Annotated in this window: 9 protein-coding genes; 5 read left to right on the top strand and 4 right to left on the bottom strand. The window is 57.4% G+C overall.

All coding sequences use genetic code 11. The annotated features are described in order from the left end of the window. Position 1: 1 nt before the first annotated feature. Entirely contained in the window at positions 2–1,519 is a 1,518-nt protein-coding gene (locus tag AC9UEO_RS04590) for an ABC transporter ATP-binding protein (RefSeq protein ID WP_509530461.1), read from the bottom strand. A gap of 66 nt (positions 1,520–1,585) precedes the next feature. Between AC9UEO_RS04590 and xdhA the strand changes: the two genes are divergently transcribed. The 3 genes from xdhA to guaD are packed head-to-tail and all read left to right on the top strand — an operon-like array spanning position 1,586 to position 6,611. Continuing rightward, positions 1,586–3,010, top strand: a complete 1,425-nt coding sequence (gene xdhA / locus AC9UEO_RS04585) for a xanthine dehydrogenase small subunit (protein ID WP_509530458.1) — start codon at positions 1,586–1,588, stop codon at positions 3,008–3,010. After that, entirely contained in the window at positions 3,007–5,313 is a 2,307-nt protein-coding gene (xdhB, locus tag AC9UEO_RS04580; protein ID WP_509530456.1) for a xanthine dehydrogenase molybdopterin binding subunit, read from the top strand. The genes xdhA and xdhB overlap by 4 nt, the downstream gene beginning before the upstream one ends. Continuing rightward, positions 5,310–6,611, top strand: a complete 1,302-nt coding sequence (gene guaD, locus AC9UEO_RS04575) for a guanine deaminase (protein WP_509530454.1) — start codon at positions 5,310–5,312, stop codon at positions 6,609–6,611. Before xdhB ends, guaD begins: the two co-directional genes overlap by 4 nt. A gap of 124 nt (positions 6,612–6,735) precedes the next feature. Here the strand turns inward: guaD and AC9UEO_RS04570 are convergent, their stop codons facing one another. Further along, positions 6,736–8,055 carry a glycerate kinase type-2 family protein gene (locus AC9UEO_RS04570; protein ID WP_509530451.1) on the bottom strand — a complete coding sequence of 440 codons (1,320 nt, stop codon included), beginning with the start codon at positions 8,053–8,055 and terminating at the stop codon, positions 6,736–6,738. A gap of 77 nt (positions 8,056–8,132) precedes the next feature. Between AC9UEO_RS04570 and AC9UEO_RS04565 the strand changes: the two genes are divergently transcribed. Next, entirely contained in the window at positions 8,133–8,489 is a 357-nt protein-coding gene (locus AC9UEO_RS04565) for a hypothetical protein (RefSeq protein ID WP_509530449.1), read from the top strand. Here the strand turns inward: AC9UEO_RS04565 and AC9UEO_RS04560 are convergent. Both AC9UEO_RS04560 and xdhC read right to left on the bottom strand, forming a co-directional pair. Then, the gene (locus tag AC9UEO_RS04560; RefSeq protein WP_509530447.1) at positions 8,431–9,633 is read right to left on the bottom strand and encodes a urate hydroxylase PuuD; all 1,203 of its coding nucleotides are present in this window, start codon (positions 9,631–9,633) and stop codon (positions 8,431–8,433) included. The genes AC9UEO_RS04565 and AC9UEO_RS04560 overlap by 59 nt on opposite strands. A 33-nt stretch (positions 9,634–9,666) precedes the next feature. Next, positions 9,667–10,521 (bottom strand): xanthine dehydrogenase accessory protein XdhC, encoded by an 855-nt coding sequence (gene xdhC, locus AC9UEO_RS04555; protein ID WP_509530444.1) that lies wholly within the window; start codon positions 10,519–10,521, stop codon positions 9,667–9,669. A gap of 43 nt (positions 10,522–10,564) precedes the next feature. Between xdhC and AC9UEO_RS04550 the strand changes: the two genes are divergently transcribed. Next, positions 10,565–11,149, top strand: coding sequence for a hypothetical protein (locus AC9UEO_RS04550; RefSeq protein ID WP_509530442.1), 585 nt, complete (start codon positions 10,565–10,567; stop codon positions 11,147–11,149). Positions 11,150–11,153 lie beyond the last annotated feature (4 nt).

The following is an 11,153-nucleotide window of genomic DNA, read 5'->3' as shown; positions in this document are numbered from 1 at the left end:
GTCATTGCACCGCATCATCAGAGTGATCCCACAAGCCGCTCATCCAAGCGCCAATTTGCGCTACGCTGGCATCTGCGCGAGAGATGGAGGGCGACAAACGCCCCTGAGCCATCACATGCAAACGGTCGCTGAGTTCAAACAATTCGTCCAACTCCTCGCTGACCACCAACACCGCGCATCCCGCGTCTCGCAGCGCTAGCAAGGCGGCGCGGATTTGCGCTGCAGCACCTACATCAACGCCCCAAGTGGGCTGGGAGACGATCAGCAGCTTAGGGGATGCGTCAATCTCTCGTCCCACAATGAATTTTTGCAAATTTCCACCCGAGAGCGATTGCGCCAAGGCCAGTGCGCCACCCGCTTTGACTCGGTAGCGACTGATGATGGACTCGGCTTGGGTTTTGAGCGCTTGCATGTCAATCCAACCCATGCGGTTGATGGCATCGTCACGCGTGAGCAAGAGGTTGTGCGCCAAACTCAGGCTGGGCACCGCTCCTCGGCCCAAGCGCTCATCGGGCACAAAATGCAAACCCCGTTTGCGGCGTTGCGCTGGCCCCTGCGTGCCCACGGCCTGTCCTTGCAAACAAATGCTTTGAGCAGGTGCTCGGGTATCTTCACCGCTTAAGGCGTACAGTAATTCGCGCTGCCCATTGCCCGAGACACCCGCAATGCCCACAATTTCTCCTTGGCGTACTTCTAAATCCATGGGCTGCAAATTCATGCCAAAGGGGTCAAGACGCTGCAAACTGAGTTGCTTGACCGCCAAAATCACCTCGCCTGGTTGGCTGGTTTGGTGCACCAAGTCGCTGGGCTCGCTGCCAATCATCATTTGGCTTAGGGACGCATTGGTTTCTTGGCTGGGAATGCACTCGCCGCTGACACGCCCACCGCGCAACACGGTGCAGTGTGTGCACAAAGCGCGGATTTCATGCAACTTGTGGCTGATGTACAAAATGCTGCAACCCTCTTCTACCAGTTGGCGCAGCACGGCAAACAGTTTGTCCACCGCTTGGGGGGTGAGCACCGAGGTAGGCTCGTCCAAGATCAGTAAGCGTGGTTCAGACAACAAAGCGCGAATGATTTCCACTCGCTGCATCTCACCCACGCTTAAGGTATGAACAGGTCGCTCGGGCTCTAAGTCCAAGCCATAAACAGCGGCCTTCTCGCGGATACGCTGGGTCACCTCTGCCAAGGAAAGCGACTTGTCCAGACCCAGCCAAACGTTTTGCGCCACGCTCAAGGTGTCAAACAGGCTGAAGTGCTGAAAGACCATGCTGATGCCCAAGGCGCGGGCTTGCTGGGGGTTGCGAATGTGTACAGGCTTGCCATCAAAGTGGATGCTGCCAGCATCGGGTTGCACCGCACCGTAAATAATTTTCATGAGGGTAGATTTGCCCGCGCCGTTTTCACCCAAAATGGCATGGATTTGCTTGGGCATGACGCTGAGGTCGATGGCATCATTGGCCAGCACCGCTGGATAGCGCTTGCTGATGTGCGACAGTGCCAGCAATGGGGTGCTCATGGGCGGCTGTCCCCCGGCCCTCTAAGCGGTGCAACAATCCCACTCCAACAGAAACACAATGTTCGCATGACCCTTCCAACCCTTGAACTGCTGCACCGTAACCGGTGGCACACGCTTTCCAATGTACCACCGGCACGTACCCTTATTGAGGTTCTGCGTGAGGATTTAAGAGCCATGGACAGCAAAGAGGGCTGCGCCTCAGGTGACTGCGGTGCTTGCACCGTGGTACTGGGACAGGGCGAACAAGCGCACACGGTCAACAGCTGCATACGCATGGCGCATTCGGCCCATGGCCTGCAAGTCACCACCGCCAGCGATCTGTCTGCCAATGGTCAACTGCATCCTGTGCAGCAAGCGCTGGTCGACCACCATGCGTCGCAATGCGGGTTTTGCACCCCTGGGTTTGTGATGAGCTTGTACGACCTGTACAACCGCACCAAAGGGCAAGCGGTGAGCCGCGACGAGGCAATGGAAGCCATTTCTGGCAACCTCTGCCGTTGCACTGGCTACCGCCCCATTTTGGATGCAGCGATGGCCATGCATCTGTACCCACCGTCCAAGCCTGCCTTGGCTGCCCCTGTTTCTGAGACGGCCAGTCAGCGCGATGCACTGAACCCGCACTATGCCTTGCCCACCGCATTGCGCCAATTGCTGCCATTGCGAGCCCGCTTTACTCAAGCGCAAATCATGGCGGGTGGGACTGACGCTGGTTTGTGGGTCACCCAACAGCACAAAAGTTTTGAGCAAGTGATTGACCTGACCCGCGTGGCAGAACTTCAGCGTATCGAGCAATACCCGCACCACTTGGCGATAGGGGCTGCGGTCAGCATCCACGATGCCTTTGCCGCCTTGGCCGAACGCCGTCCCACTGTCACCGCCTTTGCCCACCGTTTTGCTGGACGCCCTGTGCGCCAGTCGGGTACCTTGGGTGGCAATGTGGCGAATGGTTCACCGATTGGTGACAGCATGCCCTTGCTGATCGCTTTGGGTGCGCAAGTTGTTTTAATGGCGTGGCGCGGGGGGCACATGGTGCACCGGCATGTACGCTTGGAAGACTATTACCTAGGCTATCGACAAACGGTCCTAGCACCCGACGAGTTGCTCTGCTGGATCGTGGTTCCCCACCCATTGCCAGACGAACAATTGCATTGCTTCAAAGTGTCCAAACGTCTCGAGGACGATATCTCCAGCGTTTGCTTGGTGCTGAAAATGCATTTGCAACAAGGGCAAATAGACAAAGTGCGAATCGGCGTGGGCGGCGTGGCGGCGACACCCGTTCGGGCGCTACAAACCGAAGTAGTTTTGCAGGGACAAGCGTTCAGCCAAACCAGCTTAGCTAATGCCCAAGACGCTTTGGTGAATGAATTCAAACCGATCAGCGATATGCGGGCCAGCGCTGATTACCGACGACTGCTGCTGCGTAACTTGCTGCAACGCGCTTGGCTAGAGTCAAAGGGCCGCGCTGTGACACAGTTGGAGAATTTGACATGAGTGCGCAAGCGCCTGACAAATCGACCCAGCACGAAAGCGCCCGCTTGCATGTGCAAGGCCTTGCCGCCTACATCGACGATTTGCCACTGACAGAAGGCACGCTTCATGCCGCACCCATACTCAGCAACGTGGCGCGGGGCCGCATCGTGTCGCTGGATTTGACCGCGGTGCTTGCCGCCCCCGGTGTGCAATCGGTTGTCACTGCTGACGATATTCCTGGCGACAAACTGCTGGCCACGTTTGTGCACGATGAACCGGTGTTTGCCACCGATTGCGTGGAGCATATCGGCCAAGTGCTGGGCTTGGTGGTAGCCGACAGCCATGCCCTTGCCCGTGCCGCTGCGCAGTTGATGGTGCTTGAGGTTGCCGTTGAGTCGCCCGTGCTAAACGTGCGACCCGTACTTGCAAGCGAAGCGAAGCAATCCTCTTTACCTAAGGTCTTGCCCAGCGTGCATGTGCAACGCGGCAACGCATCCCTGGCCATGAAGCAAGCGCCGCACCAACTGCAAGGCCAGTTGGAAATTGGCGGCCAAGAGCACTATTACTTAGAGGGTCAAATCGCCTACGCCCTGCCCCAAGAAAACGGCGAATGGCTGATTCACAGCAGCACCCAACATCCGGGCGAGGCGCAGCATTGGGTAGCCCATGCCCTGCATATTCCATTGCATCAAGTGCGGGTACTGTGTCGCCGCATGGGCGGCGGCTTTGGGGGTAAGGAAACCCAGTCGGGGCATCTGGCGGTGTGGGCCGCGCTGGCTGCACACAAAACCGGCAAGCCTGTGAAGATGCGTTTGGGCCGAGAGGATGATTTTCTCGTCACTGGCAAACGCCATCCTTTCAGCCACGATTACCAAGCGGGGTTTGACGCACAAGGGCGTTTGCTGGCTTTGCACAACACGCAATGGGCGCATTGCGGATTCAGCGCTGATCTCAGCGGCCCTGTGTCTGACCGTGCAGTGTTTCACACCGACAACGCCTATTTTTTAGAGGCGGTGGACATCGTCTCGCACCGTATCAAACTCAACACCCAAAGCCACACCGCGTTTCGCGGTTTCGGTGGCCCCCAAGGCATGATGTTGATTGAAACGGTGATGGGCGACATCGCCAGACAATTGCAACTTGATCCGCTGGATGTGCGTCTTCGCAACCTGTATGGTGATGCTCCACGCAACACCACGCCCTATGGCATGACAGTGGAGGACAACATCTTGCCTCGCCTCATGCCACAGTTGGCGCAGGACTGCGATTACCGCGAACGCCGCAGCGCAATTCGAACTTTCAATGCGCAAAGCGCGGTGATCAAACGCGGCATCGCCCTGACCCCCGTGAAGTTTGGCATCAGCTTCACCGCAACCCAGTTCAACCAAGCGGGTGCCTTGGTGTCGGTCTTCACCGATGGCAGCGTGCTGGTCAACCATGGTGGCACTGAAATGGGCCAAGGCTTGCACACCAAGGTATGTGCCATCGTGGCCCAAGTGCTGGGGCTATCCGTTGACAGTGTGCGCATCAGCAGTACCGACACCGACCGTGTGGCCAACGCCAGCGCTACGGCAGCGTCAAGTGGCACCGATTTAAATGGCCGCGCTGCTGAACGTGCCGCACTTCAAGTACGCCATAACTTGGCCGAGTGCTTCGCCAAAGCCGATGACTGCTCGCCCAGCGAGGTGGTGTTCATGAACACCGAGGTACGTACACCCAAGAAAGTGCGTAGCTTTGCGCAAGCGGTGCAACACGCCTACAGTCAACGGGTGCAACTGTGGAGTGACGGCTTTTATGCAACACCCAAAATCCACTATGAGCGCGCCACCTTGAGCGGTCGCCCCTTCTACTACTTTGCTTATGGCGCTGCGTGCTCAGAGGTGGCCATAGACACCTTGACGGGCGAACACAAACTGCTGCGTGTAGACATCTTGCACGACGTGGGGCATTCTCTTAATCCAGCTTTGGACATCGGGCAAATCGAGGGCGGTTTTGTCCAAGGCTTGGGATGGTTGACCACCGAAGAACTGCTTTGGGGCAAGGACGGCAAGCTGCTCACCCGCGGCGCCAGCACCTACAAAATTCCCACCGCTGCTGATATTCCTGCTCACTTCAAGGTAAAGTTTTGGCATGAGGCCAACCCTGAGGACAACATAGGCGGCAGCAAAGCCGTGGGCGAGCCGCCCTTTATGCTGGCCATGAGTGTCTTTGAGGCCTTGCGCGATGCGGTGGGTGAAGCCATCGGCGGTCATGAACCCGTACGAATGGATGCGCCAGTCACCCCCGAGCGGGTATTGATGGCTTTACAAAAGGACGGCGTATGAGCTTTCACGCCTACCGCGCCTCTGTGCTGTGGTTTCCTGAACCTGCAAGCCACCACATTCAATTTGAATCTGATGGCTTGTTGGTCACCGAACGCGGCACCGATGGCATTGCGCGTATCCACGCTATCGGCCCCTACGCCCTGCTGCACGCTGCTCATGCACAAACCCCAATCACCGATTGGCGAGGTCGCTGGATTGCACCTGGCTTTGTCGACATGCACATCCACTATGCGCAAACCGACGTCATTGCCTCGCCCGCCGATGGCTTGCTGCCTTGGCTGAACAACTACACCTTCCCACAAGAAATCCGATTTGCCGACCCCGCTCATGCGCATGAAGTGGCAAGCTTCTTTTTTGATGAACTGCTGCGCAATGGTGTGACCTCCGCCTTGACCTTTGCCACCGCGCACACATCGTCGGTGGATGCGTTTTTTCAAGAAGCGCAGAAACGGCAGTTGCGTATGCTGGGTGGACGGGTGCTGCAAGACCGCCACAGCCCTGACGGACTGCGCGACAGTAACGCACAACAAAGTCTGTATGAAACCGAAGCGTTGATTGGGCGCTGGCACGGCGTAGACCGATTGGGCTACGCCATCACGCCGCGTTTTGCGCCCACCTCCAGCGAAGCGCAGTTGCGTGGTGCGGGTGAACTGGCCGCGCAGCACACCAGTGTCTGGGTGCAAACCCATGTGGCGGAGAACGCCGATGAAATTCGATGGGTGGCCGAGTTATTTCCCCACGCGCGCAGCTATTTGGGTGTTTACGAGGAGATGGGTTTGTTGCGACAGCGTTCGGTATACGCGCATTGCTTGCATTTGGACGCCAGCGACCGCGACTTGATGGCCGAACGCGGCGCGGCAGCCGCGGTGTGTCCCACCAGCAATTTGTTTTTAGACAGCGGTTTTTTCGATTTTCAGCTCGCACAGTCGCACCGCTTGCTACATGGCTTGGCGAGCGACGTGGGCGGCGGCACCAGTTTCAGCCCGTTTCACACCATGCATGCCGCCTACACCGTGGGTCGGCAAAGCGTGGGCAAGAGCGGTCACTCGCTGAGTGCCGAACAACTGTGGTGGCTGCACACCGCAGGTGCAGCGCAGGCCTTGGACTTGAGCGGTGTTGTAGGTAATTTGACGGTGGGTTGCGACGCTGACTTTGTCGTTCTCAACCCTGCTGCCACACCCTTGTTGGCTCGGCGAACTGCGGCAGCCGATAGCCTTGAAGAACAACTCTTTGCCATGATGGTGTTGGGCGATGACAGACTGATAGAGCGGGTGGTGGTGAATGGGCAAACACCCTGAAATTTGACTCCCTCAGCTACGCCAAACGCCTGAAAGCGGCCGGCATGGATGCAGGTTTGGCTGAAGTTCAAGCCAGCGCCATGGTCTTGGCCATTGGCGTGGTGGCCACCGTGGTCAAAGTGCTTTAAATAACCAGCAAAGCCCTGAAGTCGTTCACATTCGTGTGTGTAGGGCCGCTTACCACCAAGTTGCCCAAGGCCTCAAAAAAACGGTAGCTGTCATTTCGGTCTAAATAGGCAGAGGGTTTCAAATCCAAAGCCTCTGCGCGCACAAGCGTATCGGGTGTCACCAAGGCTCCGGCGTTGTCCTCTACACCATCAATACCGTCGGTGTCTGCGGCCAAGCCCCACACACCCGCTTGGCCTTGCAAAGCCAGCGCCAGTCCTAAGCAAAATTCTCCGGCGCGACCGCCTTTGCCACGCGGCGTACCGGCCGCTTGCGGGCGTACCGTCACCGTGGTCTCACCCCCACTCAAAATCACACAAGGCTTGTGAAACGGCCCCTCACCCCGCGCGGCAGCCCGTGCCAGTGCCGCGTGCACCTTGCCCACTTCACGCGATTCGCCCTCCACCTCGTCCGACAGGATGTAAGCATTCAGCCCCGCCTGACGCGCCAAAGCTGCGGCAGCTTGCAAGGACTGCTGGGGCGTGGCCAACATCTGTACGCTGTGGCCTTGAAAAACAGGGGCTGCGGGCTTGGGGGTTTCCAAGGCACCTGAGCGCAAAGCAGACCACACGGGTTCCGGCAAAGCTATACGGTAACGCTCCAAGATGGCGATGGCTTGCTCGCAGGTACTGGCGTCGGGAACTGTCGGGCCACTGGCAATCACCGCCGGATCGTCCCCAGGCACATCGCTGATGGTGAGTGTCACCACTTGCGCGGGATAGCAAGCTGCTGCCAAACGCCCGCCCTTGATGCGCGAGAGGTGTTTGCGCACCGTGTTCATTTCCAAAATATTGGCGCCGCTCTCCAACAAAGCGCGGTTGATTTGCTGCTTGTCCGCCAAAGTCAGGCCTTGGGCAGGCAAGGTCAGAAGTGCCGAGCCGCCACCCGAGACCAAGCAAATCACCAAATCGTCTTGTGTGAGGCCTTGGCACAAAGCCATCATGCGCTTGGAGGCTTGGAGCCCTGCTTCGTCAGGCACAGGGTGGGCGGCTTCGACCACTTCGATACGCTGCACAAGGGCAGCCGGGCGCGGTGGCGTGTGGTGGTAACGGGTGACCACCAGACCAGACATGGCTGCGTCCATGGGCCACAGCGTTTCCAAAGCGTGGGCCATGGCGCCAGCAGCCTTGCCTGCGCCCAATACCAAGGTGCGCCCACGCGGAACCTTCGGCAAGCAGGCAGGCATATTCAGCAGGGGCTGGGCACGGGCAACTGCAGCGTCAAACAGTTGACGCAAAAACTGCGCGGGGTCTTGGGCGTAAAAAGGGGTAGAAGCCATGGCGGGCGAGCATAGCGCATTGCTCAAGTTCTAGCCGTTGCGGCCGATTCACAATTACCCCCATTTGTGAGCACACCATGGCAACGATTGATTTCAAGAAATACCTGCAAACCGACACCGCTCAGAACGAAGACCTGTGGGTCTGGGTGGCGTTTGTGGTGTTTTTCCCCTTGGTGATTTTTTGGTACACGGGTCGCATGTTGACCAAAGGGGTCGAAGCTGCACACGACCAAATGGCGACGAATGCCAGAAGGCAAATGATTCGCAACAACCATCTAGAAGAAGATAAAGCTTTGCGTCGCCTCAAAATGCAAAAAGAGCACCAAGCGTATTTGGCAGAACGCGAAAAACGCCTGCAAGCCTACGAGCAACAGCTCAGGGCAGCGCCCCCGCCTCAAACCAACGCGCCAGCGCTTGACGCTCCTGCGGCGTGATGCCAGTGGCGTTGTTCATAGGCATTTGCTGCAACACCACCACCTGCTGATACACCGCTTGCGCATGCTTGCGCAAAGCCTCAGAGGAATCTAGCCGCAGATTTTTCATTTGTACCTGAGACCCGTGGCAAGACACGCAACGCTGGTCCACAATGGCCTGCACCTGCCCAAAGCTGACAGGCTCTTGCGCTGCAGATGAAGCAGGCGCAGGACGCAAAGCCACCATCACCCCAAGAATCAGTGCCACCCCCACAGCCGCAAAAGGCCAAGGGTTGGCTGCCCGCTGCAAGTGCCAAGCGTGACGCTGCACAAAGAACTGTCTGATCAAAGCACCTGAAAGCATCATCAGCAAAAGCAACAGCCAACGCTTTGGATGCGCATACAAAAACCCATAGTGGTTGGAGAGCATGGCAAACACCACTGGCAAGGTGAAATAAGTGTTGTGCACGCTGCGCTGCTTGCCACGCTGGCCGTGAATGGCCAAGGCCTGTGCTTCATAGGGTTGACCCGAGGTCATGGCCGCCACCACTTTGCGTTGCCCTGGAATGATCCATACCAACACATTGGCACTCATGGCGGTGGCCATCATGGCACCCACCAGCAAAAACGCTGCACGGCCTGCAAAAAGTTGGTTGGTAGCCCAACACGCCAGCGCCAGCGTGACGAGCATGACCAAACCTATCCATACCTCGCCACGTTGGCGAAAACCCACCCAACGACAGGTCAGGTCATAAACCAGCCAGAAAACCACCAGCAAGGCCACAGCGACCACACCTGCAGACAGCGGCACCCAAGCAAGGACATTTTTATCAATCAAAAACGTGTTGGCATTCCACAAGTACAGAACGCAAAACAAGGCAAAACCGCTCAGCCAGGTGCTATAGCTTTCCCAGTAAAACCAATGCAATTTGCCGTGGATGCGCCCCGGTTGCCCAAGGTACTTTTGCGGGTTGTAAAAACCCCCGCCGTGCACTGCCCACATCTCGCCGCCCACGCCCTTGGCACGCAAGTCCTCGTCCTCGGGGGAAATCAAGTTGCTGTCTAAAAAAACAAAGTAAAAAGACGAACCAATCCATGCAATTGCAGTGATGACATGCACCCAGCGCAACAGCAGATTGGCCCACTCCAGCAAATAAGTTTCCATAGGGAGATATTAATCGGGGTCAGATCCCAATTATTAATTGGGGTCTGACCCCGATTGTTTTAACAATTGCGCTGCCACAGACACGGCTATGACGTCGGGCTGCTTGCCGCTGATGCCGGGCAAGCCAATGGGGCAGGTAATGCGCTGAATTTCCTCTTCAGCAAAACCCTTTTCACGCAGGCGTCGCTGAAAAGTGGCCCACTTGGTGGCGCTGCCTATCAAGCCGATAAAGGGCAAATCATCTTGTGAGCGCAAACGTAGCAAACACGCGGCCACCACATCAAGGTCTTGGGCATGGCTGAAACTCATGATCAACACTTGGCTTTGGGGCATTAAGTCTGCCACCGCGGCTTGAACGGGGTCGCTGTGCTCAGTCAGCACCTGCTCAGGCAAATGGGCGGGAAACACCTCATCGCGGCTGTCAATCCAGCGCACTGCAAATGGCAGTCGGCACAGTACCTCTACCAGCGCCCTTCCCACATGCCCCCCGCCAAACAAGGCAACAGGCGTCAGCACGGGCATCAAGCGCTGTTGCAATAGGGGCAGGTCTTGCGCTGAGATCAATTCAAAACACAGCTCCACCGCGCCTCCGCAGCACTGCCCCAAGCTCGGGCCTAGAGCCACCCTGTGCAAAGGCGGCAAGACCGCCAAGCCTTGCAGCGCTTGACGCGATTGGGCCATCGCCTGCCATTCGAGTTGTCCGCCACCAATGGTGCCAACTTCTCCTTGTGCAAACACCGCCATCCAAGCGCCCACCTCGCGGGGAACCGAGCCATGCGCTGAGGCCACCATCACCAAAACCGCCGATTCTGTTGCCAGTCGATGGTCCAAAGAGGCAAACAAGTTCACACCCAAGCTCGGGTAATCATGGTTGTCAAAGTCAATCATTGGTCGCAGAGTATGCCTTCAACCTTGATGAATGGAAGAAGCCATGCAGTTTGGGCTTATCGGTCAATCTTTGCTTGTTGCCCTGCTGATGCTGTTGGCGTCATGCTCTACCAAGCCCATCAAGGCACCAGACCCCTTGCCTGAAGTGCCTGCCCAAGCGCCCGAGACAAAGCCAGCAGAAGTTGCCCCGGATTCCAGCACTGGCGCCACAGATTTGCCTCGCGTCCTTGAGCCTGAACCAGTTGCTACAAACCAAGACCCTGCACCCATACCCCCCAACCAAGCGCTATCGTCTGCTCGCAGCAATGCCGACTACCGTAAAGATGCCGCACACCATATCTACCAGCGGCTTCCTGAGCGTATTTATAAGGGCAAACTCCCGCCCTTGTTAAAAGCCGTGGTGGTGGTGGATATCCATATTGAGCCCTCAGGACAGATAGGTCGTATCGATTGGGTACGTGTGCCCAAACATGCCCCCGAGGTGAAGCTCGATATTGAGCAAGCTATTCGACAGTCTGCTCCGTTTCCGGCACCCAAGTACCTCAAGCAAGTCATCTTCACCGAAACATGGCTGTGGCACCGCAGTGGGCGCTTCCAGCTCGATACCCTCACCGAGGGACAACTCTGAAGGG

The sequence above is a fragment of the Limnohabitans sp. genome, from assembly GCF_040401495.1.
GTDB lineage: Bacteria > Pseudomonadota > Gammaproteobacteria > Burkholderiales > Burkholderiaceae_C > Limnohabitans.
The sequence above is the reverse complement of the archived record's forward strand: the minus strand, read 5'-3'. Positions and strand labels throughout refer to the sequence as shown.